This window comes from Mesorhizobium sp. P2_F7 (assembly GCF_056403695.1).
Map to the genome: position 1 here is coordinate 125,939 of NZ_JBFUFA010000012.1, position 24,643 is coordinate 150,581.

Below are 24,643 nucleotides of genomic sequence, written 5' to 3' on the forward strand. Positions count from 1 at the left end.
ATTGCTCTAACCCGCTTGTCCGACTGTTTTCGCAACGGTTTCCCGGCGTGCGTCACCTGGCGGCTTTTCCGCCTGATGAAGCCCGGCCATGACGGCGAGTGCTGCGGCCTTGTCCTGATCGCGCATGGCCGCCTGCAGCGATGTCAGCGCGGCCTGGACCTTGGGCCATCCCACGACATCGGTTCGCAGACCAAAGATCTTGGGGATATCGAGCGCGACAATCTCTTCATTGCCGCCATGCAGCACCTCGTGAAGCTTCTCGCCTGGCCTGATCCCGGTGAAACGGATCGGAATGTCGGTGTAGGGGCTCTTGCCGGCCATGCGGATCATGGTTTCGGCGACTTCGAGGATCGGCACCGGCTTGCCCATGTCGAGCATGTAGATGGCGTAATCGTCCTTGCCCTGGCGCCGCTCGGCATCGGCCGCCGACATGATGACGAGGTCGACGGCTTCGGCCACCGTCATGAAGTAGCGGGTCATGCGGCGATCGGTGATGGTGACCGGACCGCCGGCCTCGATCTGCGCCTGGAAGATGGTGGCGACCGAACCGTTGGAGCCGAAGACATTGCCGAACCGCACGGCAATGAACTTGGTGCCGGAGCGACGGCCATTGGGTTCGGTGGCGTGCGTTTCGTGCAGCGAAGAGACGATCTGCTCGGCGGCGCGTTTTGTCATGCCGAGCACCGAGGTCGGATCGACCGCCTTGTCGCTGGAAATCAGCAGAAACTGCGGCACCCCGCATTTGGCGGCAACCTCGGCGCAGACGAGAGTGCCCAAAATGTTGGTCTGGATCGCCGATTCCCAGTTTTCCTCAAGCAGCGGCACATGTTTGAGCGCGGCAGCGTGGAAAATGATGTCGGGCTTGAAATCGCTGACGACGCGGGTGATCTGGCGCCGGTCGGTGACGTCGACGATGCGGCTTTTGAGCCGGGTATGATCCTTTTCGTCGACCTGCTGGTCGAGCTGGAAAATCCCGAACTCCGAAATATCGGCAACCAGAACCGCCTCGGCGCCGAGTTCCAGCGACCGCTTGACCAGGATGCGACCGATGGAGCCGGCGCCGCCGGTCACCAGGACGCGCTTGCCGCTGACGAAGCGGCCAATGCGCTCAACGTCCGACGGAACCGTGGAGCGGCGCAGGATGGTTTCCATCTCGACGGCGTCGAGAACCAGCTTTCCGCCCTGCCCGAGCTCCGAGACGCCGGAGAACTGGACGACGGCGATGCCGCTGTGACGGGCGACACGGACCAGCTCCGAATATTCCTCGATCTCGCGTTCGGTGCCATTGCCGAAAATCAGCATGTCGAGGCTTTTGGTGCCCCTTACATATTCTTCGAGGACCTCCACGAGGCGGGGCCGCACGGCCACAACCGGGACGCCCTGGATCTGCGTGCCCAACGGCGCGCCATTCTCGATGGCAATGATGCCGGCGATGGAATATTCGGCCGGCTCTGCCGTGCGCGTGAACCGGATGATGACGTCAGCTTCGCCGAGCCTGCCGACGAATAACGCCTGCTTGATCGCCACATTGCCCGCGTTGCGGCTCAGGATTCGCCAGCTCGCACCGTCGCGCAGGAACCGGTAGTAGAGCCGCGGCGCGGAAATGATGGTGAAGGAGACGAGGAAAAAGACAATGAACTGGCGCTCGTTGAGCCCCGTCACCGGCTGAAACCATCGAACCGCCAGCGAGACGACGTAGAGCGTGACCGTCAGGATCGCACAGCTCTTCAGAATGTTGAAGAAGTCCGGCGTGGAGGCGAAACGCCACACCGTGTTGTAGAGGCCGCAATAGCGAAACAGGAGATGGCTGAGAAAAACGATGCTCCCCCAGCACGCCAGGCCCGGCCAGGAGAGCGCGTCGAATGAAAGTCTCGACTGCGAAAGCCCGAGACTCAGCGCCACCGCCACCAGGACCATGACAATGTCCTGGATCATTATGATGGCACGCCGCATCTTCGGCCGAAGTCCGGACACGACTTCTACATAGGATGTCATTGGGTAGTACTGAACTCCAGGCGCAAGGATCTGGACACTAACGTGATGCGAGAGCGACGGAAACCCGTCACCGATCACTAGTTTAGAGTGCCAATCCCCAGCCCCGCCGCTTTTGTATCGCATAGCGTGGAGTCGAGGCCATCGCCAGATATTTTTTTGGAAATGCCCTTAGCTAGCATCTTTGGAAAAAAGCTTCCCAACTTGCGATAGTCCGGCTCCGTCCAGTTCTGCGTCTCGTCGTCAAAGAAATGCATCTCCTTGACGGACGGCGTTGCCAGTTGTCGGTGGTGCCTGAGATAGCCGAACAGGCTGGTAGTGCCGGATTTCTGCACCCCACCAACGATGAAGCCCAACCCAGGCTGGTCCAATGCATGCGCACCCATGCCAGGTTACTTTCTTGTCCCGGTCGTCTCTTGCGCAGCGCCGTCCGCCCTTCCGGCGTCAGACCTCGATAGCGACTTGAGATACCTGACCGGGTACATCACCTTCCACGAAAAGCTGTTTTTGATTTCGCCAAGTTCCACATTCAAGCGCTGAGTCTCGGCAGCCAAGCGCTGGGTCTCCGCAGTCAAAACACGAAGATTGCTCAGTTGTTGCGTCAGCTGAGCGTTTTGCGTGGCTGCTTCGGTGCGTGCCGCTTCCAACTCAAGCGCCTGTTGATAGGCAGCCTGGCGCTGCAGCGCGTTTTGCGTGGCTGCTTCAGCGCGTGCCGCTTCCAACTCAAGCGCCTGTTGATAAACGGCCTGGTGCTGGAGCTCGAATCGCTTGGCCGCTGCCCTTTCGCGCGCAGACATTTCAGAAAAGAATGCGTCTCCGAAAACCGGACTGAGGTTGTCGAAGGTTCTGCGCACCGAATCGAGTTGCTGCATGGCGGTGCTGTCATCCGGGTCATTCTCAAGCGCCCTCAAGGCGCCGTAGGTCTGCTTGACCAGATTGTCGATGCTCGAGTCTGCTTCGAGCTGCCCCGAACTCGCAGCATGATGCTGATACTCCTCCGAAAAATGATTGGAAAGAATTGCTGGCCATTCCGCTTTGGGCAGAGGCCAGTCGATTTTGAGGGCGCTTGTAATCCCATCGATGCCCTCGCAACACCGATCAAGCATGGTTTCATAGGACAGGAAGACCCGCTGCTGGCCGCGTGTCGCATTCTCGGCCTCTATTTCATGGCGCAGCCAAAGGAGGGAACTGAAACCAGTCGTGAACCCGTCCCGCTTGGCAAGCGAAGCGAACACCGCTAGCGGGTTGCGCTCAATCAGCACATACCGAACGTCGATGCCCATTCGTTCCATGATTTCCATGTAAAGCGGCACGAAACGCGCAATTCGTGGCTCCTTGAGGACGAAGAGCGTGGTACTGCCATACTCCTCGTCAATCAGTCGGGCGATCTCGGCTCGGTAGAACTGCAGCCGCTCCGCACCGAGACCGTGGGGATCGAAGGATCTCCAATCATCCCACCGGCTGCCGGCCTCGACCAGCATCCGGTCATTGACTTCCATAAGCCGCTGCGGCTCCCAGTGGCCTTTTTCGTTGGTCGGATTGGCGCCAAGCGTGTTCTTCGGCAACTCGGCACCGAGCAGGCTAATCGCCCTGGCCAGAGCGCTGGTGCCAGAGCGGTGCATACCTAGCACCATGATACAGATACGCTTCGTCGCTTCCGACTCCGCATCGCCGGCAGCCTGGGAGGTCGCACCGTGCAAATTTTCGAATGATGGACCGTTGTTCATGCCGTCAATGCTCGCCCTCGCTGAGCAACACGGTGGCCATGACAATGACGCGCCCCATATTCGGCCGACGTTCGGACACACCTTCCAAATATGACGTCATCGGGTCTCGTCTGCACTCCAGGCGCATCGCCATAGATATTGCCGGGGCGCGCGAGCGATCATCCGTCACCGATCACATCTTTGATATTTCGCCCCCGCCGCTGTACTGATTAACGTGGAGTTGCCGTCGTCGCCAGAGATTTTTTGGATTCGCCTGTGGTTAAACCTCAGCCCAATTGCTATGGGCCTGCACTTCCAGGTTGCCTCGATGGCTTTGCGAATCGCCGGCAACTTCACTACGACACCGCGTCGTTGCCATATGCGCGCCGCAGCGACTATGAAGAGATCTAGGGGCTCATCACAGCCATCGGAAAGTCATGAAGCCCAATAACAAGATGCGACACCAGCAGCGATGATTGCGGCACTAAACGGCGCTGTCGACGACATCAGCAAGGCAATAAGGCTGCACCGGGTCTGGATTGCGCTTGCTCACGAAGATATCGGCGACCAGCACAGACGCACGACGCTTGGCCCGCTTTGGCTGCTGGTCAACTATGTTGCGTTCGTCGGCACGTTCGTTTTCGTGTTCCAGCCCGCCGGCAAGGATGCTGCGGGGTATGCCGCCTATGTCGCGATAGGTCTCCTGGTTTGGTTCTACCTGATGGAAGTGATGTCCCTGAGCGTGGCGCTCTTTCAACGCGAAGAGAGCTTCATCGAAGGCACGACGCTGCCCTTGTTTGTGTATGTGATGCGACTGGGTTTACAGTCCGTCATCAGGGCCGGCTATGCTATCGCTGGTTGCGTTGCCATACTGATCGTGAGTGGTTCACCGGTCGCCGTTCCATGGCTGTGGTCTTTGGCGGGATTGTTGCTGATCTTGTTCGCCACACCGGCCCTTATCACCGTATTCGCGTTTCTCGGGGCTTTCTTTCCTGACAGCCAGTTCATTGTGGGCAATTTGCTGCGGGTCGGGATGTTCTTCACGCCTGTTTTCTGGGTGTATGATGGGAAAGACCCCATCCAAAAATATGCCTACGAATGGAACCCGTTCACCTATTTTCTGGAGATCGTCCGTTTGCCGATCATGAATGGAGAATTTCCCGCTCACGCCTTCGCTGTAACGATCATCGTGTGTTTGGTCACATGGATGATTGCTTTGCTGCTGCTTGGCCGATATCGCAAACAAGTCGTCTTCATTATCTGAGTTACCGATGGTTTCTATCAAGCTGGACAACGTTAGCCTTGTTTACAAGCTTCACGAGAAGCTGACGCTTTCAGCGCCGGACAAGCGCGTGGCTGGGCCTGGCGGCAGGATTGAGGGCTCGGGCAGAAAGCAGTTTGTCCAGGCGCTCGACGGCGTCAGTTTCGAGCTCAAGGCGGGCGACCGATTGGGCTTGGTCGGCCCAAATGGAGCCGGCAAGACCACCCTTCTCAAGGTACTCTATGGAATCTACGAGCCGTCCGCGGGAAGTGTCGCGATAGAGGGCAAAGTCGACGCTCTCTTCAACATCAACATAGGCTTCCGCCGCGAGGCCACTGGCCGCCGAAACATCGTGTTGCGCGGATTGATCAGCGGATGGACGGAAGCTGAGATCGAAGAGAAAATGGAAGACATTATCGCCTTCAGCGAACTGGGCGACTTCATCGATCTGCCATTCAAGGCCTACAGCCAGGGCATGGCCGCGCGCCTGGCCTTTTCAGCGGCAACAGCGCTTGAGCCGCAGATTTTGCTAATGGATGAGTGGATCGGCGCCGGCGACGCCTCTTTTCAGGAGAAAGCCAAACGACGCATGGACGAACTGGCGGAAAAGGCAGGTATCATCGTGCTGGCCAGCCACAGTGAGGCGCTTATCCAAAGCGTATGCACGAAGAAATTGACGCTCAAGAGCGGCCGGGTGGAATCGCTCACGGTGGAGCCGGTCAAGCGCGCTGAAAAGGTGGCTAAGCATTAGAGGCTTTTCGATCTCTTACCGGATATTCTGCCGCCTTCAACGTGCATCGTTCGCAATCGATCTGAAGCCTGTTGCAGTGATGATAGAATCCCAATAGTTGTGCCCCTTCTTCCCGGTCTCTTCGCACTCGCAATGCAGACTTCCGGATTGGCCATGCCCACGGCACTTGAGCTTACCGAACGTTCCGCCCTGCTAATATTGTCGAATGAAGTCTGCTTGAGCAGTTGAGTTAACGATGACGAAACAAGACTCCCTTCCGATGAATGACCTGAAGCGCCTATATCAGCGCTATCAAGTCGAAATCGAGCGTGAAGTAGCGAGCACGTTGCGCTCGGGGTGGTGGCTCAATGGCGCGGTCGGCAAACGATTTGCAGCAAATTTTTCCAGATTTATCGGTGTTTCGGAATGCGTCCTTGTGGCCAACGGGACTGATGCAATCGAATTTGCACTGGCCGCGGTCGTCAAGCGCAGCGGCGCGCGCGGGCGCGAAGTTGTCCTCGCGGCCAATGCCGGGGGCTATGCCAGCTGCGCCTGCTGGCACAACGATCTCATTCCGCACTACGTCGACATCGAATCGGCCAGCCAGCTTGTAGACGTTCGGTCGGTGCTGAAAGCAGTTAACGCAGACACTGCTGCAATCGTCGTCACGCACCTTTATGGCGGCGTTGTTGATGTCCGGGCCATCAGGGCGAGACTTGCCGAGGCTGGGCTCTCGCACATTCCAATTGTGGAGGATTGCGCGCAGGCGCACGGGGCAAGGATCGGAAGCGACGTTGCTGGCTCTCTGGGCGATATCTCCACTTTCAGCTTCTATCCAACCAAGAATCTCGGAGCAATGGGTGACGGTGGCGCCGTTCTCACCTCCGACGCGGCAGCCGCCGCACACGTGCGACAGCTGCAACAATATGGCTGGAGTTCAAAATATCATGTCGGCGTGCCCAACGGGCGCAACTCTCGCATGGATGAGGTTCAAGCGGCAATACTGGACGTTCTGCTGGGCGATGTGGATATCCGCAATGGGCAGCGACGTGCCATTCTCGACCGATATAGGTCGGTCGCCGGGCATCGACTGCAGTTCCTGGAGGGTGGCGATGGCGCTGTCGCCCATCTCGCCGTCGCGCTCTGCGACGATCGAGATGCATTCAGAGCGTTCATGAGCGAGCGCGGCGTTGATACCGACATTCACTATCCTGTGCTGGATTGCGATCAGGTCGGCTGGGCGGAGTTGCCCATGAAAGGAATGGAAAATCTCGCTATTTCAAGAGGCAGCGTCAGCCGCCTCTGCTCCGTCCCGTGCTATCCCGACATGACGAGTGACGAAATAGAGCAGGTGTGCCTGGCCATCCGCGAATGGGAGGCAATGTGACAACACGCTCGATCGTTTTCCCGATCTATCGAAATCAGGCAAACATCCCCTCCCTGCTGCAGGCGGTCGCTGATTTCCATTCCAGATATCAGGGCGACATCGAGTTCGTCTTCGTTGTCGACGGATCACCTGACGAATCCGGCCCTCTACTGATCAAGGAATTGAAGAGCACGGGCTACGACTACAAGATCATCTTCCACAGCCGGAATTTTGGTTCTTTCACCGCCATCCGCACCGGCCTCGAACATGCATCGGGCAATCACGTTGCGGCCATGGCGGCCGACCTGCAGGAGCCGCCGGAACTGATCGCCGAATTCTTTTCGAAACTGGAAAAGGATGAGGCGGACGTGGTGTTTGGCCAGCGAGCCGGGCGTAGCGATCCGCTTCTCACCAAATTTCTATCGAGGGCTTTCTGGGCCGCCTACCGTAGGTTGGTCCTGCCCAGCATGCCGAGCGGCGGGGTGGATATCTTCGCCTGCAATCGCCCGGTGCTAGAAGCGATCCTGTCCATCGAGGAGCCGAACAGCTCGCTTGTCGTGCAACTGTTCTGGGTCGGCTTCAGGCGGGAATTCGTGCCCTATCGCCGGCGCGAACGGGAGCACGGAACAAGCGCCTGGGGCATAGCACGGCGGTTCCGATACATGATGGACAGCGTCTTTTCGTTCTCCGATTTTCCGATCATGCTCACACTCTGGGTGGGCTTCGCAGGCTGCGTCTTGAGCCTGATATTTGCCACCGTTACCGTGATTGCCCGCCTGCTCGGCAATATCGATCCCGCCGGCTACACGACGCTGGTGCTGCTGATTACGGGCTTCGGTTCGGCCAGTCTCCTGGTTCAGGGCATTCTTGGCTGCTATCTGTGGCGGGCGGTTGAAAACACCAAGTCACGTCCCTTGCGTATAATAAGCCGCGTCGTCGACGGGACTTCTGCATGACTGACAAGACGTTCTTTGTCCACGATCGCGGTATTTGTGAAAGCGCACATATCGGCCAGGGCACGCGCATATGGGCGTTCGCCCATGTTCTGCCCGATGCCGTGATCGGCTCGAACTGCAACATCTGCGACCATGTCTTCATAGAAAACGATGTGGTGGTCGGTGACGACGTGACCATAAAGAGCGGCGTTCAGCTGTGGGATGGCGTGCGTCTTGGCAATCGCGTGTTCGTCGGCCCGAATGCCACTTTCACCAACGACCGCTTTCCTCGCTCGAAACATTACCCGGAGACGTTTCTCAGGACGATCGTCGAGGATGACGCCTCAATCGGCGCCAACGCGACGATCCTGCCGGGCATAACCATTGGCCGTCGCTCAATGATTGGCGCGGGCGCGGTGGTGACCAAGAGCGTGCCAGCCAACGCGGTCGTGGTCGGCAATCCCGCCATCATCATCGGCTACCAGACCGGGCCGCAGGTCGAACCGGTGCTGACACAGGCTATTCCCAGCGCTGCCGGCGAGAGAATGCAACTCGGCGTCGGCGGATGCGAGCTCTGGCGCCTGCCGCACTTCAGCGACCTGCGCGGCGAACTCGCTCCGCTCGAATTCGGACAGAACCTGCCCTTCAAGCCGCTAAGGTCGTTCCTGGTCTATGGAGTCCCCTCCGACAAGGTCAGAGGGGAACACGCGCACCGCCTGTGCCATCAGTTCCTGATCGCCGCCCACGGCCGGCTGTCGGTGGTGGTCGATGACGGCCGGGACAGGAAGGAAGTGTCGTTGGCGGAGCCGTCGATCGGCCTTTATTTGCCGCCGGGCGTCTGGGGCATTCAGTACAAATTCCAGCCAGACACGGTGCTGCAGGTCCTGGCTTCACATCCGTACGACGCCGCCGACTATATCAGGGACTATTCAGATTTCCTCACCGCGGTCGGACGGGATGGCCCCTAACCGCATAGGCTCGGACGCCGCCCGCTTTCTTGTCGCCGGCGGCTTCAACACCGCGCTGACCAGCCTCGCCTACTTCGTTGGCCTCATGGTGCTGCCATCGGCTATCGCCTACACCTTCGCCTGGCTGATAGGCCTCGTGTTCGTGATGGTGTTCTATCCTGATCGCGTCTTTCCAGGCGGGCGCACCGGCCTCACCGACCGGCTGGCGATCGGTGGCTCGATCGCGGTTGTGTTCCTGATCGGGTTGTCGATCCTCCACGTATTGGAAAGCGTCCTACAAAATAAAGCAGCCTCGTTTTTCATCACGCTGGCTGCAACGACCGTCATCAACTTCCTGATTTCCCGATGGATACTGCGCCGGCCATGCTGACACGCCCTATCACAATCCGACCGGCCGCCAATCTGTTCGCGATCTTCGTCATGATGTACTTTTCGGAGCTGGCCTCCTTTCCGCTGTCGATCGACGAAGAGGTGAGCGCGTTCAGAACTGACTCTTCTATCTGGATCGTGCAGGGGCGCTGGGGCGCCTATCTCATAGAGCGGTTTCTCATCCCACACCCCGTGATGCCTTTCCTGCCGGCCGCAGTATTCGGCGCGGCCTGCGTTGCGGCCTATCTGCTTGTTATGGACCTGCTCGACAAGCATGAGTTCTCTCTGGCCGATTACGCATGCTTTGCGGTGTTCTGCAGCTTCCCGACCTGGTTCTTCATCGTAGAGTTCTATTCTAACATCGCCACTGTCGGGATCGGCCTGTTTGCCGCGGCGGCGGCCCTCTGGTTGAGCGGTAAGAAGGAAACACCCCTGATCGGCTTGCGCTTCTTATGCGCGATCGTTGCTGGCGGCTTCGCAGTCTCGACCTATCAGAGTTTTGCAACCGCACTGTTGACCTTGGGCTTTGCCATCTCTGTTCTGCGGGCGCGCGCCGGCATCAGCAGATCATTGCTGCAAGATCTGTTGCGCGTCGCCGCATTGGTGATCGGCGCGGTGCTTGTCTATGCCATCGGCAATGCCGTTTTCAGATATTTCGCCAGTTGGCGGGATGCTTATTTCGATTCGCTGTCTCAACCGGAATTTCTCTTCCAGCATCCGGGCGTGGTCATCGGACGTGTGCTGAAGGCGGTGGGAGACACCTACGGCTTGGACAACGGCACCTATGGCTCCACGCTGTGGGCTATTCCGCTCCTGATCATTCTGGGCATCTGGGCCATTTTCAAGGATGCGCCTCGTACAAAACTGCTTGCTACGGTAGCGGCCTTGGCTTGTTTGGTGGTTCCCTTCGCTTTCCATTTTCTCGCCGCGGGCACCATGCCCGTCAGGTCCTTGGTCGGGGCACCTTTCGCGGTATGGCTTTTTGCCTACGCCGCCGTAACCAACGCAAACACGCGGATATGCATACCGGCCGCGATATTGCTGGCGCTTGCGCTCTTCCAGATTCAAGTCATCCAGAACTACCGCCAGGCGTCCAGCTATCTGGTCGAGAAGCACGATACGCTTTTGGCCGCTGCCCTCTATGACCGATTGTCGACGGCGCCGGGGTTTGATGCAAAACGCACTTACGCCATCAGTGTGTTCGGCTCACAGCCATTTGCGACCACATACCCAAAAACGCCCGGTTCAACGGTGGGATATTCGTTCTTCGAGTGGGACGGCGGCAATCCTTGGCGGATTGCTTACTATATGAAACTGCTGGGTTATTCCAATTTGAACGGTGCGACCCAGGATCAAGTCGACCAAACAATTGTCCGTCTTTCGATGATGCCGGCGTGGCCAGCCCCAGGCAGTGTAGAAATCAAGGACGACATTGCGCTGATAAGGCTTGGCGAGGCCCCCACCTACCCAAACCAGCAAGCCCTTGCAAGGGTGACTACTCGATGAGGGCACCGCAATTAATCTGCCTTGAGGAATTCGTTCCAAAACGTCAGGCCCGATTAGCCGCTTTAGATTAGCGTGACGGGTTCAGGCTGCTAAGCACTCTGCTCCTATAGCGCTGCGGCAAAGTCTTTGGCAAGGACGCCGGATTAAGAATGTTGACCAAGCCCTGAGACTGCGGAATGACCATCCGCTTGGCTAGTAGTTTGAGGTGATCCGTTTGACGATTGATTGGTTGACTGGGGTTAGGCGCGTGTTACATGGTCGCGCGCCTCACGAGAATGCCAGAATGAGCGAGAATATTCGCATGTTTTCCACTGCTGTCCCCCACATCAAAGCCGCGGAACGTGCGGCGATTGGCGGATGCACCGTTGAAGAGGCGCTCGCGTTGCTGCGCCTGATGAGTCTAGACGACTTCGGCCTCTTTTTGATCTCACTGCCGAACAACAAGGACTATCCTGGCTTATCGCGCCTCCTCCCTGCGATGGCCAACGACGAGGTGCAGAAGACCTGGACCGGAGCATCTGGCCTCGATCTCTATCGACAAACAAGTTCGTTTGCCCGCCAGCTCGAAAATAACTTCACTCGATATGCGAAGAAGCCTCTGGCAGGCTCTGACATCCTCGACTTCGGGTGTGGTTACGGCCGCATCCTGCGCATGATGTACTACTACAGCGACCCATCCCGCATATGGGGCGTCGACGCCTGGGACAAGTCTATCAATCTGTGTCGAGAAACAAGACTAGCCGGCAATTTCTCCCAATCTGAGCGAATACCTTCTGATTTACCAGTCGGCGATCAAAAGTTCGATTTGATCTTCGCTTTCTCAGTGTTCACGCATCTTGCGCCCTCGACTGCCAAGGCTTGCCTCATGGCAATTCGAAAATACATTAAGCCTGGCGGGTTGTTCGTGGCCACTATTCGGCCTATCGAATTCTGGCCGTTCATCGATGGAATTCGAAAGACTGCCATAGCCCCCAAAATGCAGTCGAATCATCAAAATAATGGATTTGCCTATCTTCCTCATGATGGCGTCGAAGGCGAAACATACGGCGACATCTCTTGCGAGATAGACTTTTTGGACGGGGACGGTTGGAAAATAGTGGGATATGACCGATCGATACTCGATCCATTCCAAGTGTCGGTGCTGATGCAACCGGCTTCCCTATGAGGATCATGAGCTCTGGGCGCCCTCAAACTTAGATCGCTTCAGGGCCATCGCAGGCGTCACGAATTTGTGGACACCATCGTTTCGCGGGCGCCGTCCAGATTGCAGTCATCGGGCTGAATAGCGAACCCCTCCAAACCATTGGGACCTATCTGCCTAAGGATAGCCAATCCGCGAGAAGTCATCTCGGCATCTGTCATCTCAAGATATGACGTCTGGTTTACCTCGGGGCGCCAATGTCGATCCAAGAATAGCGCCGGCTCCGAGATATCGGAGAATTCGTTGAGAATCTGCAAATTCTCTTTCCGGAAACGTTTTGCGATATTTTGGGCCGTCAGGGGGTCGAGCATGGGAGCGTTGGCGCGTTTGTACTCGTCGGGTAGCACTGTCAGCAACCGTGTTTCGAGCTCGACGTCGTGATACCCCGAGAAGAGATCCCGCGCGCCTTTGGCCATCAGGTGGATGAGAGAATAGTCGATCCCCTCGTTTGCCCTCAGGTCTAGTGGGGAGACGCTGCTCCCAATCAAATCGAAGAAGTCCGAAACGATACCACCTCCGACAAGAGTCGGTCCAAGCGGTCTGACAATGACCCGAGCTCGTGGCAGTGCCGCGCGCCACGCGTTCAGCGATGCCAGACAATTTGGCATTCCGGTTGTCAAGCAACGCTCGACGAAGGCCCGAAGGCTGGTGGCATCTTTCATGTACCACTGCTTCCACGCGCTTGGTATCCATTGGAATTGCGGGCGCATGTACAGGACGACGATCGTATCGATCTCGCGATCAATTCCGGAGAAGAGTCGCGGCTTATTCGCAGATTCAAGATTTTCTGCAGAAAGTACTGTGACAGGCGGCGCAACTCTTTTGATTTCCCTATCGAGCCGCTCAGCCAATACCTCGCCTCTATCGCATGCCTCTTCGACCAACCATTGCGGGATCCCAGGCTGATCGAACGTCAGATCACCGCCAATCTTGCGAATTCCATCCCGTTCAAGCTCCGCCGAATAAACGTGCAACGCCTCTTGAATGGCGCTGCTTCCAGTTTTTCCAAAGCCGGCATGGATCACCAGTTTCATGTTCACGTGTCTATCAGAGGAGGCGCAGATCGCCGTTGATTTCAACACAGGTTCAGGTTCAGTACGACGCCTACAGTTTAACCCCACATAAGAAGCCTCAGTGGCAGCGCGAGTACAGTCTTTGATTAGGTTCGCTGCTAAACGCCGTACGCCAGCCACCCAGTTCACCTTCGCGTTATCGCAAGTGATAATTGAAGGGGACGCCCTCATCAAGCGCTCAAAGCGGTTGCCGAAGGAATTCAGGTTGGATCTTGTGAATTTTCGACAACGTTTGGGCAGATGATGGCAACCGTCGATACCGAATCTGCCGTAGCCATCGGTTGAGCGCTCCAGCCTGCGAAAACTAGAGGAGGCGAATCGCAGGACACAGGTGTAAAGAAGATGCGCCCCACGTTGCACCTATCGTCAACATTTTCAGCCCGCCTTTGAATTGACGTTCCTCTTTGAACCGTGGCCAGCACCGCCAAAATCGAGACACTGGCCTTGACCAACCGTCAAGGATTGACCCAGAGAGGATCAATGGAAAATCCGTCCCCACTGATCGAATTTCAGGGCGTTTGCCCGATTTGCGCCGAGCGCAAGACGTTCACTGCACCAGACGACTACAACAGTTGCCGAGATTCCTTGCGGGGCATTGATTGTCCGCTGAACAATTGCGTGACGCGCGAGCGAGCCGCCGCTGACGTCGTATTCTCGATCTTCCCAAGAGAAGCCTTTAAAACGCTCCGCGTCCATGAATCGGCGCCAGGCGGCCGGGGGCTTTCGCTCTGGCTTTGGCACAACGCCAGGCAAAAGGTGTTTTCGGGCTACTATCCGGACAAGTCGTTCGGAACGATGGTTGGGCACATCAGGAATGAAGACTTAGAAGACCAGACATTTCCCGATCGAAGCTTTGACTTGGTTATCCATCTCGATGTGATGGAGCACCTGTTCGACCCCTTCGCGGCATTGAGTGAGATATTCCGCACTCTCGACCATGGCGGGATTTGCATCTTCACCGCGCCGACATACGCCGAGAGAGTGGCTTCGGAACAGGTTGCTTTTCGAGAGTCTGACGGCATCAGGATCGTCGGCGAGCCTGAGTATCACGGCAACCCTCAAGATCCTACCGGATCGCTGGTTACATGGCGGTATGGCTATGACTTGCCCCTGTTGATCCAGAGACGCACCGGCTTCGACGTCGAAGTCAGGAGAATGCAGTCGAAGGGCATTGCCGTCCTTGGGCCCATGACAGAGGTCTATATCTTGAGAAAGCCTGACGCGCTCCACTCCAAAGGAGCAAAGATCACCGCCGCATCGCCCCCGATCAAGCCAAGCATATCAGCAGCGGTCAAATCGGTTGCAAAGATGGCCGTCCGTGTGTTCCAGCGCTCGGCACAGGCTTCTTAAGGCGGTCCCTTGGGGCGGGCGGTGTGCGACTCAGCCGTTGCCCGCTGTTGCGAACTCCCCAGGAATTGGGCTTTGGCTCTGCCGCCAGCGATACGTGAGAGCGACGCCCTCATCAAGCGTATGAACAGGGCGCCAACCGAGCTCACGTTCGATCTTCTGTATGTCGAGAACGTTTCGGCGGACATCGACTCCACGGGCCGGCGCGTAGACAAGTTCCGCCGGAACGCGAAGAATGGCGGAAATCTTGGTTGCCAGCTCGATCACGCTGGTTCCAACGCCCGAGCCGACATTGTAGACCTCTCCCGGCCTCCCGCGCTCCCCAAGCAACATCAACGCGTCGGTAACGTCGTCGATGTAAACGAAGTCGCGAACATTTTTGCCGTCGCCCCAGATTTCGACAGGCGCCCCGTTGCCAATTCTCTCGAACAGTGCGGCGATCAGCCCCTGCCCTTTCGCCGCCGATTGGAAGGGGCCAAACGGATTCGATATCCGCGCTATCACGAAGTCGGTGCCGTGCAAGGTCCGGTAGAGACTGAAGTACCGCTCGATTGCAAGCTTGACCGTTCCGTAGGACGAGATCGGAAGATTAGTATGTTCCTCGGAAATCAGCGCGGCATCCGTCTGGCCGTAGACGGTCCCGCCTGACGACGAAAAGACCCATCGGCAGCCTGCACCTTGCGTGGTCTCCAGCAAGGCTACTGTCGCCATCAGATTGGTAGCGATCTCCGCTACCGCCATTTCGGTTTTTGCTGTCGGCCTTGTCGAGCTGACGAGGTGAAAGACAATGGCTCCTTCCATCGCCTCCAGAAGCTGGCCGGGTGGAGAAACAAGATCGCCAAGGATGACCCGTGCCGAAGCCGGCCAGCTCTCGGACGCCTTGTGCGCGAAGCACGTCAGCTCGAAACCCTCTTCGGCGAGCTTGCGTGCGAGATTGACCCCGATAAAGCCCGAAGCGCCAAGGATAACTGCTTTTTTCCGCAGATTGAGCTGCGGCTTGTGCTCATGTGTCATGCCGCGTCCGCACCTTGAATGCCGAGATGGCTGCGCACGTGCTCCAGCCACGCATCGGCCTTACGTCGTGTTTCGGCAGAGATGCCCACGAAAGAGCGCGCGAGTTCCTGCATCTGCCGCACCTCGTCGAGATGCCTCTGCGCCATTTCTGCCCTCGTCACGCTGCTTGCGTGACGCCGGTGAGAATTAAGCCGCTTTGCGCTGAACCGGATTTTGCCTTGCAACAGGACCCTGAGGTAAACGAGCCAGTCTCCCGCCACACGATAGCTGAACAACTCCTCACCCAGGTCGGCGATCACGCTGTTTAGAGCCGTGCGGCGAAAGAGGGCGGCGCTGACATTCGGGATCGTGTTCTTGACAGCCATCGCTTCGCTGATTTCGTCGGAACCGTTGCGCACATAATCAGCGGACCATCTGTTCGAAATATCGGCGGTGTAGGCGGTGTAGTCCTCTGCCAGGGTAAATCCCGCGCCGTCCACCTGGCGAGACTGACTGTAGGCAATCACAACGGAAGGATCGGCGAAGGCCGGTACGAGTTCCTTCAGAAAATCAGGCGCCGCAAAATCATCAGCCTCAGCAAGCCAGACAAGATCGCCGCGGCATCGCGCAATCCCCTTTACCCATTGCCGAAACACGGAACCTGAGTTTTGCTCGTTGACGATCACCTCGCCATCCAGTTCGGGTCGCTCGGACAGGAAGGCGTCGACAATGCCGGCGCTTCCGTCGGTGGAGGCATCGTCAAGCACGACAAGCTCATAGATTGGCCAGGTCTGGTCCGAGATGCTGTTCAGCCGCTGCATCAGGTGATGCGCGTAGTTGTAGTTTGGGACGACCACCGACACCCGCTGAAGCCCGGTCGCATGGTGAAGTAGATCCAGCAGATATTGTCGCATGGATCCTACGCCAGCGCCGCTCGGTTGCACCGGACGGTTCAGGACATCTCGCAGCTTCGCCGCAAAATCCTTGCTGTTCAGGTTCTCTGCAAGCAGCCCGCCATGTTCGAGTACGAAATCCGCCGCGCCAGTTGCCCCTTGAAAGGCAACGACCGGCACGCCGACTTCCGCAGATTCCAGAACGACGTTCGGAAACGGATCTTCGCGCGAGGTCAGTGCGTAAGCAGACGCGCCTGCGTAATATGCCATCGGCTCCTGGACGAAACCGACGAACTTCACCCGCTCCGTCAACTTCCGCTTGTCCAGCGTGGACGCAATCTTTTCTTCCATGCCGTCATCGAAGTGACCAACCCAGATGAAGGCCGTATCGGGATGTGTGCGGAGCACTTCCTGCGCCATGTCGATGAAAATGTCCGGCCCCTTGCGGTGGTCAACAAAGGCTACAGCGAGAACATAGCGTGTGCCTGGAGCGAGCCCGTGCTGTTTGCAGACCAAGCGGCGGGCTTCTTCGGCCCGATGCTTGAACGGATTTTTCCGGACCAAACCTTGCGGGCGAATGACCGCCTTGCTGAGTGGTTCGCCCAGGAATTGCTCAAACCCCGACTGCACCATCGGAGCCGCAAAGACCACGATGTCGGCGTACCGGTTAATGGCCGCGGCGTGTTTCTCGAGATGATACTGTTGCAAAACCCCTGGCAGTTCGTGGACCAGCGCCACCGTACGGAAGCCTGCCTCCTTCAACATTGGAACAATGAGACCAGATACCGCGGTGTTTGCGATGGCGACCTCGGCGCCTGCACTGCGCATTGCCTGGAGTTTGGCAAGCACCCGGTCCGACGGTTCGATGTCGAGGGCTATTCGGTGAACGGTTGCGACTTCGGCGAAGCGGGGCAGCATGGGACCGTCGCCCAGGACGATTAAGTCGACGTCGAATCCGAGCGCGACGAACTCGCGAACCATCGCCAAAGCCAGATATTGCGCACCGTGCGGATGGGCGTCGTGGGAAACGACGACGATCCGAGGTTTGCGTTTCCTATTCACAGCCTCCATGGCATCGCGGGTCGCCTGCAAATAGGCAAAACCGGTTGCGGCATCCGGCTCCAGATGGGCACCTTCCGCCCACTCATTCCATGCATTGACGAAGACAAGCTGCTCACTCGGCGCGCTGACATGGCTCAGCGTATCCTCAATGGCGTTTTCCAGCCACGTTCGGTAGAGGTCCGGGGTGTTGTTGATAAATACGCCCGCGCCATGCTTGCGGCGGGCCGTGTTGTCCCAGCCGGGGCAGACCGAGCGAAAGAGCTTGTAGTGGCGGGGCTGATAGTTTTCGCTCCGCTGAGGAAAGACCGACCAGTCATAAACGTTCGCAGAAAAATCCTTCCGCAACGGAACCACAGCATGCGTGACGTTCGGCGGTGATGATCTGTTGGGCGGAAACTCAACAGCTGCATCGAACCCGTACTGACTAGGGTCTCCAGCTTCAAACGATTGGGTGTAGGCGAGAAATATCTCGCCTATGCCGTTTTCACGGCACCAAGTCCGCCACCGCCGCGCTGTTTGATCCGACGCCGGGAGCAAGCTCGGTCGATAGACAAGCAGCAATGGCTTGCCATCGATACGAATGTAACGCGGATCACGAAGATAGGGGGCGACTTCGGCAATGAAAGCGAGGTCGTCTTCCGCGGAATGGTTCTGCGCGATGAGGATTTCCTGATCCAACCCATCCCATCGGCGCGACCAGTTCTCGTTTGCCCAGCACAGGCAGAACGGCAGGTCCAGACTCCGGTCGGCCAGCCAGTTCTCAAGCGGCTTTTCGAGCAGCCTCTTGCCTCCGAACCAGTAGAAGTAGAAGCAAAAGCCTTCGATGCCATAGAGCTTGGCGAGTTCAATCTGTCGGCGCTGCACGGCCACGTCGCGCAAATCGTAGTAGCCCAGCTCATCGGGCACATGCGGCTGGTGATGACCCACGAATTGCGGCTGAGCTGGGCCGACATTTGTCCACTCCGTAAACCCCTCTCCCCACCATTGATCATTCTCCGGGATTGGATGAAATTGCGGCAGGTAGAAAGCGACAATCCGAACGGGTTTTCGTAGCAGCGGCGAAGCCTCGAGACGCGGAACATAGGTTGCCGGCGGCGCCACCTGATAGTCTACGCCGGACACAGGCGGCTGCCACGATGGAGGACCGATGCCCAGGTCGCCGGGCGCCTGGAGAGTCCTCCAGGCGCGGTAGGCATTTGTCGCCTGGAACAACGACGGGAACGTTGAAAAGACGGCGCTCTTCACTCTCTGCTTGACCCCTGTCGGGAGCGGAAGCCAGTGCCAGCCTTTGTGAGCTCCGCGCGTGACCGTCCTGCGAACCCTTCCCGGCGTGTCACCAATTGAAGCGACACCTCGCCTGACCCCGCGCAAGAGACGGGTCACACGCCAGGACGTGCTGGCGTAGACGGCATCAATCACATCGTGCAGGCGCTTCTCCTCCGAACGGGCATGATCGCGATCAGAGAGCAAAATGCTGGAAGCCACGTGTGCGGCCGAGAGTTGCGTCTTAAGGGCTTGAAGTTCCTCAGCGGTGCTGGCGGTGTCGGCTTTCGCGCGGGCTGTCTCGCCCGCGAGGGCCTGAAGCTGCTCGACGATCCCGACAGCCTCGGCCTTTGCGCGGGCTGCCTCGCCGGCGACGACTTGAAGCTGCTCGGCCATCCTGGCAGCCTCGGCTTTCGTACGGGCTGTCTCGCCCGCGAGGACTTGAAGCTGCTCGGCCATCCCGGCAGCCTCGACCTGTGCGCGGGCCGTCTCGGCCTCACTGTTCCTGATCTTTTCTCGGGCTTCGACGAGCTCGTCGGCAAGCGCCCGCAGATGTGCCGCATACCGGCTAGTTGCTTTGCGGTTTTCCGCAATTTCCTGCTCAATTGTCATCGATTGAGGGGACCACGGATTTCTGGCCTCGTCGGCGACAATGGCGGCTGCGCCATCCACGGTCATGATCTCTGGCGCAACGACAGCGCTCCGACCGGCCACAAACCGGGGCCCCAATACGTTTTCCAGGGCCGGTCGTTTGGTTATGACACAGAGCGAGTTCAGGAACTCGATGGAATGGATCGACGTTAGCGACGTCTCATCGAATGCAATGCCGTAGCGGTTGGCGAAGGCCACGAGGGCATCGGTTCGACGGTGCGCCAGCCCCCAATGTTGGTGGTTAATCAGGTCAAGCAGCCGCTTGAAGAACGACATCGAGGAAAGCGGATCATAGAGGCCGCCCTCGAAGTCTTGCCAGTAGCTCGTATGCAGATCTTCAACGACAAATACTCCACCCTCGGCAAGATGAGGGAAATATCGCGAGAAGGTTTGCACGACATCCGAAGATTTGTGTGAGCCATCGTCGATGACGATGTCGAATGCCTCGGATTTCTCAAGGATATGGCGTTGCGTTTCATCGGCGTTGGCATCACCGACGACGACACCGATCCTCTTGTCATCGAAATTCAGCAGACCGCAGGCCGGGTTGATATCGCAGCCAATGATGGACTCGGCATGCGGAAAATATTTGCTCCATATCTCGAGCGAGCCGCCGTTCTGGATTCCGATTTCGAGCATCCGGACCGGTTGATTTCGATATCTCGAAAAAAACCGATCATACTCGTCGAGATAGATCGACCATTTGTCCGAGACTTTGCCCTCATGGGTACCGTAGAGCTGGCGAAGCAACCGTTCACCGGCATCCGTCGATTCGACATTCTTTTGCGGACCGCTGCTCTTGGGCGAGCGTGTTGGCTTTTTCATTGTTGCAGACTGTCCTTGACCGGCGTCAAATCACCCGGGGTGGGCTCTGGACACAAATCCGTGGCGCCATCTCGCAATCGAAGTCCCAAATTCCCTTCCACCAGGCGGAGGATCACAATCTGGGCGGAAACTTGCCACTCCGGCGCCTCCCATCCGAATGCAGCCGCGAATTTCACGCTCGACAGCCGCGAATTAGCCGGGCGCTTTGCCTTTGTCGGGTAGTCGTTGGTCGCGATGTCGCGTATCCGCGCGTACGCGCCACCTCGCGTCCGGCTCGTCTCCAACAGATGACGGGCAAAGCCGCTCCAGTTGGTCTCGCCGGTGCCGGCGAGATGGTAGATCCCATAGCCGTCGAAGCTGTCGTCGTCGCGCAACATCGCCGCCGCATGCAGGATCGCATCGGCAATATCAAGCGCAGAAGTCGGATTTCCCCATTGGTCGGCGACGACAGCGATCTCGTCGCGGTCGCGCGCCAGCCGCAGCATGGTTTTCACGAAATTCTTGCCGAACGGGCTGTAGACCCAGGCCGTGCGCAGGATCAGGTGGCGCGGATTGAGCGCTGCCACCGCCTGTTCGCCGGCAAGCTTGGAAGCGCCATAGACGCCGAGCGGCGCGGTGGTGTCGGTCTCGACATAGGCGCCGTCCTTCGAACCGTCGAAGACGTAGTCGGTCGACAAATGGATGACGGGGACGCCGAGCCGAGCCGCTGCCTCGGCGACCTTGCCGGCCCCAACGGCGTTCATCGCGAAGGCCAGTTCGGGCTGATCCTCGGCCTGGTCCACCGCAGTGTAGGCGGCGGCCGATACCACGACATCCGGCCGCGCTGCTGCGATGGCGTCGAACACCGTGTCGGGTTGCGTGAGGTCGAGGGCCGGCCGACCGACGGCGACAACCTCGATGCCGTCGCGCGCCTTCCCGGCCTCCAGCAGGCTGGTGGCGACCTGACCGTCGCGTCCGGTGACAACCAGCCTCACGCCACGCCCTTCCTGCCTTCAACCTGGCCCCGGGACTGGACTTGGCCAAGCCGCTCGCCGGCGTAGCGCTGCTCGCGGATCGGCCCCCACCACCACTTGTTGTCGAGGAACCAGTCGACCGTCCTTGCCAGACCGCTGTCGAAACTCTCAGCCGGCGCCCAGCCAAGATCCCTGCCGATCTTGGAGGCATCGATGGCATAGCGGCGGTCATGGCCTGGGCGATCGGTGACGAAGCTGATCAAATCGCGATAGCGTTTGCCGCCGGCGCGTGGCCTTCTCGCGTCGAGAAGGTCGCAGATCGTCTCGACGACGCTCAAGTTGGTACGTTCGGAATTGCCGCCGACATTGTAGCTCTCGCCCGGCTGCCCCTTGGTGGCGACCAGTTCTAAGGCACGTGCATGATCCTCGACGAACAGCCAGTCGCGCACATTGGCGCCGGCGCCGTAGACCGGCAGCGGCTTTTCGTCGAGCGCGTTGAGGATCACCAGCGGGATCAGCTTTTCGGGAAAGTGATAGGGTCCGTAATTGTTCGAGCAGTTGGAGAGCACGACCGGCAGGCCATACGTCTCGTGCCAGGCCCGCACCAGATGGTCGGACGCCGCCTTCGAGGCGGAATAGGGCGAGGATGGCGCGTAAGGCGTCTCCTCGACGAACATGCCGCCGTCGAAGGGCAGATCGCCGAACACTTCATCGGTCGAGACATGGTGGAAGCGGAAGCGGGCTTTCCCGTCCTCGCCAAGGCCGCGCCAATATTCGAGCGCCGAATTCAGCACCCGGTAGGTGCCGACGATGTTGGTCTCGATGAAAGCGCCGGGTCCATCGATCGAGCGGTCGACATGGCTTTCGGCGGCGAGATTCATGACGACGTCGATCTCGTCGCGGTGGAGGATGTCGAGGACCGCCCGCTCGTCGCAGATGTCGGCCTGCGCAAATTTGTAGTTGTGCGCATTCTCAATCGTGCGCAGCGAGGCCAGATTGCCGGCATAGGTGAGCTTGTCGAGATTGGTCACATGGTAGGCCGGATTGGCGCACAAATGCCGGCACACCGCCGAGCCAATGAAGCCGGCACCGCCTGTCACCAGAAAATTCATGGCGCTCTCCTCATATCGTCGCGCGTCATGCGAACACCTCGGCCGTGGCAAGCGTCGGCGCCTTGAGGTCCTTGGCCGAGAGCTCGAGGGCGCCGGCAGGCGAGGGCCAATCGATGCCGATGTCAGGATCGTCGAAACGGATCGATCGGTCGTGCGCCGGCGAATAGGTGTCGGTGACCTTATACAGAACCTCGGTGTCCGGCACGAGCGTGACGAAGCCGTGCGCGAAACCCTTCGGCACCAGGATCTGGTTGCCCTTCTCGGCCGATATTTCGAGCGCGACCCATTTTCCGAAGGTTTTCGAGCTGCGGCGAATGTCGACCGCGACGTCGAGGATCTTGCCTCTGATCACACGCAGCAACTTGTCCTGCGCGCGTGGAGGCAGCTGATAGTGAAGCCCCCGCACGACACCCGCAGCCGCCGAATAGGAGTGATTGTCCTGGACGAACCGCAAGTCTATGCCGGCCTCGGCAAAGCGCTCGGCATTCCAGGTCTCGATGAAATAGCCGCGCGCATCGCCGTGCCGCTTCGGCACGATCTCCAGCACGCCGTCGAGACCGAGCTGCCTGACGTCCAATCTAATTCTCCGTCAGCTCGGTGACACGCCGGCGCAGATAGGCGGCGTATTCGTTCTTGCCCAGGCGCGTGGCGCGCTCAAGCACCTTGTCGGCGGTCAGCCAACCTTGCTCGAAGGCGATTTCTTCGGGACAGGCGACCTTGATACCCTGGCGGTGCTCAATGGTGCGCACGAAGGACGAGGCTTCATGCAGGCTGTCATGCGTGCCGGTGTCGAGCCAGGCATAGCCGCGGCCGAGCTGATGGACGTGCAGTTGCCCGCGCTCGAGGTAGACGTTGTTGACCGCCGTGATCTCGAGCTCGCCGCGCGCCGAGGGCTTGATCGTCGAAGCGATGTCGACGACCTCGTTGTCGTAGAAATAGAGGCCGGTAACCGCCCAGTTGGATTTCGGCTTCTCTGGCTTTTCCTCAATCGTCAAAGCGGTGCCGCTGAGCTTGTCGAACGACACCACGCCATAGCGCTCCGGATCCTCGACATGGTAGGCGAACACCGACGCGCCGCTTTCGCGCTGCGCGGCGGCGCGGCAGAGCTGCGACAGGCCCTCGCCGAAATAGATGTTGTCGCCGAGGATCATCGACACATTGTCCTTGCCGATGAAGTCGCGGCCGATGATGAAGGCTTCGGCAAGTCCGTTGGGCTGCGGCTGTTCGGCATAGGACAATTCGAGCCCGAATTCCGAACCGTCACCCAGCAACTCGCGAAAGATCGGCAAGTCGCGCGGTGTCGAAATGATCAGAATCTCTCGGATCCCCGCGAGCATCAAGACGCTCAGCGGGTAAAAAATCATCGGCTTGTCGTATATCGGCAGAATTTGCTTAGAGATCGCTAATGTTAAGGGATAAAGACGCGTCCCGCTGCCTCCTGCAAGGATGATTCCTTTCAACAAGCTCTCCTTGAATTGCCGAGGCCCCCGCCCTGAAATCAAGTTGCTCGTGCTTAGGTATCGCGCAATGTCTTGTCAATTCAATCCCGACGCTGGATCTGCACCAGATTTGCTCTGCATCTGCCATCTCGCGGCAATTTTGACGGACCGGCCACAAGCTGCTGCCCGACCGGCCACAGGCTGGCGATGCAATCGGCACGGCGAATTGGCAAGCCGGCTTCCCGCCATCCTGGTGGACGCATGACAACAAAAAGCCGGCGGGCTCGCACCCGCCGGCTTTTTTTAGTTCAAGCGATTTCAGGGTTGCTTGGGCAGCAGCGACCAGACCGCCGGCACCAGGCTGGCGGCGAGCGCCACCTTGATCAAGTCGCCGACGATGAACGGCACGACGCCGAACTGCCACGACTTTTCCACACCGATGAGGGTGGCCAGCCAGGCAAAGCCCATGGCCATCATGACGATTTCGGCGACCAGCATGGCGTTGAACAGCTTGATCGGGTGGCGATCCCAGCCGCGATCGGCGGCCCAGCCGACAATGGCCGCCATGACGACGAAGCCGGCGAGATACCCACCGGTGCCGCCGAGCATGTAGGCGATGCCGATGCCCTTTTCAGGCGTGCTCTGGAAGACCGGGAAGCCCATGGCGCCTTCGGCCATGTAGAGAAGCAAGGTAGCGACGCCAAGCCGCAGGCCAAATGCGGTGGCGATCAGCAGGACGGCCAGCGTCTGCATCGAGATATCGACCGGCCCGAGCACGACTTTCGTCTTGGCCGACAGGGTCAAAAGCAGCGTTCCGGCGATCGCCAGCAGAAGCTGGGTTGCCAGGCGCAGCGCACCCTCCTGAGGCAAAGCGAGAGAAACAAGCGGACGCATCGTCGTTGCAAGTGCCATGGTCTTCCCCAATCCGGATTGCCGCAGATGGCGGCCTCGCTTTTTCCTATATTGGCTTCCGTGCTATGCGGCAATCGCTTTTGCCG

At 58.7% G+C, this 24,643-nt stretch carries 20 protein-coding genes; 9 read left to right on the forward strand and 11 right to left on the reverse strand.

All coding sequences use genetic code 11. From position 1 onward, the window contains the following. Positions 1 to 6: 6 nt before the first annotated feature. From AC1DZ8_RS27680 to AC1DZ8_RS27690, 3 genes are all read right to left on the reverse strand, one after another. Positions 7 to 1,995, reverse strand: a complete 1,989-nt coding sequence (locus AC1DZ8_RS27680) for an SDR family NAD(P)-dependent oxidoreductase (protein ID WP_477302600.1) — start codon at positions 1,993 to 1,995, stop codon at positions 7 to 9. A gap of 77 nt (positions 1,996 to 2,072) precedes the next feature. After that, positions 2,073 to 2,378, reverse strand: a complete 306-nt coding sequence (locus tag AC1DZ8_RS27685) for a hypothetical protein (RefSeq protein WP_477302602.1) — start codon at positions 2,376 to 2,378, stop codon at positions 2,073 to 2,075. 6 nt (positions 2,379 to 2,384) lie between these two features. After that, positions 2,385 to 3,719 (reverse strand): sulfotransferase family protein, encoded by a 1,335-nt coding sequence (locus AC1DZ8_RS27690; protein WP_477302604.1) that lies wholly within the window; start codon positions 3,717 to 3,719, stop codon positions 2,385 to 2,387. 451 nt (positions 3,720 to 4,170) lie between these two features. Here AC1DZ8_RS27690 and AC1DZ8_RS27695 point away from each other — a divergent pair, with 451 nt between their 5' ends. The 8 genes from AC1DZ8_RS27695 (at position 4,171) to AC1DZ8_RS27730 (ending at position 11,998) form a co-directional block, all read left to right on the forward strand. Continuing rightward, entirely contained in the window at positions 4,171 to 4,962 is a 792-nt protein-coding gene (locus tag AC1DZ8_RS27695) for an ABC transporter permease (protein ID WP_477302606.1), read from the forward strand. 7 nt (positions 4,963 to 4,969) lie between these two features. Continuing rightward, entirely contained in the window at positions 4,970 to 5,710 is a 741-nt protein-coding gene (locus AC1DZ8_RS27700) for an ABC transporter ATP-binding protein (protein WP_477302608.1), read from the forward strand. A gap of 259 nt (positions 5,711 to 5,969) precedes the next feature. After that, positions 5,970 to 7,076 (forward strand): DegT/DnrJ/EryC1/StrS family aminotransferase, encoded by a 1,107-nt coding sequence (locus AC1DZ8_RS27705; protein WP_477401936.1) that lies wholly within the window; start codon positions 5,970 to 5,972, stop codon positions 7,074 to 7,076. Further along, positions 7,073 to 8,011, forward strand: a complete 939-nt coding sequence (locus tag AC1DZ8_RS27710; protein WP_477302612.1) for a glycosyltransferase family 2 protein — start codon at positions 7,073 to 7,075, stop codon at positions 8,009 to 8,011. The genes AC1DZ8_RS27705 and AC1DZ8_RS27710 overlap by 4 nt, the downstream gene beginning before the upstream one ends. Further along, complete coding sequence (locus AC1DZ8_RS27715; RefSeq protein WP_477302614.1) at positions 8,008 to 8,958, forward strand: WxcM-like domain-containing protein; 951 nt, start codon at positions 8,008 to 8,010, stop codon at positions 8,956 to 8,958. The genes AC1DZ8_RS27710 and AC1DZ8_RS27715 overlap by 4 nt, the downstream gene beginning before the upstream one ends. Beyond that, entirely contained in the window at positions 8,948 to 9,328 is a 381-nt protein-coding gene (locus AC1DZ8_RS27720; protein ID WP_477302616.1) for a hypothetical protein, read from the forward strand. The genes AC1DZ8_RS27715 and AC1DZ8_RS27720 overlap by 11 nt, the downstream gene beginning before the upstream one ends. After that, positions 9,304 to 10,833: a glucosyltransferase domain-containing protein gene (locus AC1DZ8_RS27725; protein WP_477302618.1), complete on the forward strand. Its 1,530-nt coding sequence runs from the start codon at positions 9,304 to 9,306 to the stop codon at positions 10,831 to 10,833. Before AC1DZ8_RS27720 ends, AC1DZ8_RS27725 begins: the two co-directional genes overlap by 25 nt. A 283-nt stretch (positions 10,834 to 11,116) precedes the next feature. Continuing rightward, complete coding sequence (locus AC1DZ8_RS27730) at positions 11,117 to 11,998, forward strand: class I SAM-dependent methyltransferase (protein WP_477302620.1); 882 nt, start codon at positions 11,117 to 11,119, stop codon at positions 11,996 to 11,998. Between the two features lie 56 nt (positions 11,999 to 12,054). Here the strand turns inward: AC1DZ8_RS27730 and AC1DZ8_RS27735 are convergent, their stop codons facing one another. Beyond that, the gene (locus AC1DZ8_RS27735) at positions 12,055 to 13,068 is read right to left on the reverse strand and encodes a hypothetical protein (protein ID WP_477302622.1); all 1,014 of its coding nucleotides are present in this window, start codon (positions 13,066 to 13,068) and stop codon (positions 12,055 to 12,057) included. A gap of 519 nt (positions 13,069 to 13,587) precedes the next feature. Between AC1DZ8_RS27735 and AC1DZ8_RS27740 the strand changes: the two genes are divergently transcribed. After that, a complete protein-coding gene (locus AC1DZ8_RS27740) occupies positions 13,588 to 14,457 on the forward strand; it encodes a class I SAM-dependent methyltransferase (RefSeq protein ID WP_477302624.1) in 870 nt (289 codons plus the stop codon). Between the two features lie 30 nt (positions 14,458 to 14,487). Here AC1DZ8_RS27740 and AC1DZ8_RS27745 read toward each other — a convergent pair whose 3' ends face one another. The 7 genes from AC1DZ8_RS27745 to AC1DZ8_RS27775 all read right to left on the reverse strand — a co-directional run bounded on the left by AC1DZ8_RS27745 (position 14,488) and on the right by AC1DZ8_RS27775 (position 24,557). Beyond that, positions 14,488 to 15,468, reverse strand: a complete 981-nt coding sequence (locus tag AC1DZ8_RS27745) for an NAD-dependent epimerase/dehydratase family protein (RefSeq protein WP_477302626.1) — start codon at positions 15,466 to 15,468, stop codon at positions 14,488 to 14,490. After that, entirely contained in the window at positions 15,465 to 20,141 is a 4,677-nt protein-coding gene (locus AC1DZ8_RS27750) for a glycoside hydrolase family 99-like domain-containing protein (RefSeq protein ID WP_477302628.1), read from the reverse strand. The genes AC1DZ8_RS27745 and AC1DZ8_RS27750 overlap by 4 nt, the downstream gene beginning before the upstream one ends. After that, positions 20,138 to 21,115: a dTDP-4-dehydrorhamnose reductase gene (gene rfbD, locus AC1DZ8_RS27755; protein WP_477302630.1), complete on the reverse strand. Its 978-nt coding sequence runs from the start codon at positions 21,113 to 21,115 to the stop codon at positions 20,138 to 20,140. Before rfbD ends, AC1DZ8_RS27750 begins: the two co-directional genes overlap by 4 nt. Beyond that, the gene (gene rfbB / locus AC1DZ8_RS27760; protein ID WP_477302632.1) at positions 21,112 to 22,206 is read right to left on the reverse strand and encodes a dTDP-glucose 4,6-dehydratase; all 1,095 of its coding nucleotides are present in this window, start codon (positions 22,204 to 22,206) and stop codon (positions 21,112 to 21,114) included. The genes rfbD and rfbB overlap by 4 nt, the downstream gene beginning before the upstream one ends. Before the next feature lie 25 nt (positions 22,207 to 22,231). Further along, positions 22,232 to 22,783 carry a dTDP-4-dehydrorhamnose 3,5-epimerase gene (rfbC, locus tag AC1DZ8_RS27765; protein WP_477302634.1) on the reverse strand — a complete coding sequence of 184 codons (552 nt, stop codon included), beginning with the start codon at positions 22,781 to 22,783 and terminating at the stop codon, positions 22,232 to 22,234. Between the two features lies 1 nt (position 22,784). Next, the gene (gene rfbA / locus AC1DZ8_RS27770; RefSeq protein WP_477302636.1) at positions 22,785 to 23,666 is read right to left on the reverse strand and encodes a glucose-1-phosphate thymidylyltransferase RfbA; all 882 of its coding nucleotides are present in this window, start codon (positions 23,664 to 23,666) and stop codon (positions 22,785 to 22,787) included. Between the two features lie 297 nt (positions 23,667 to 23,963). After that, on the reverse strand, positions 23,964 to 24,557 hold the full coding sequence (locus tag AC1DZ8_RS27775; RefSeq protein ID WP_477302637.1) for a biotin transporter BioY: 594 nt from the start codon (positions 24,555 to 24,557) through the stop codon (positions 23,964 to 23,966). Positions 24,558 to 24,643 lie beyond the last annotated feature (86 nt).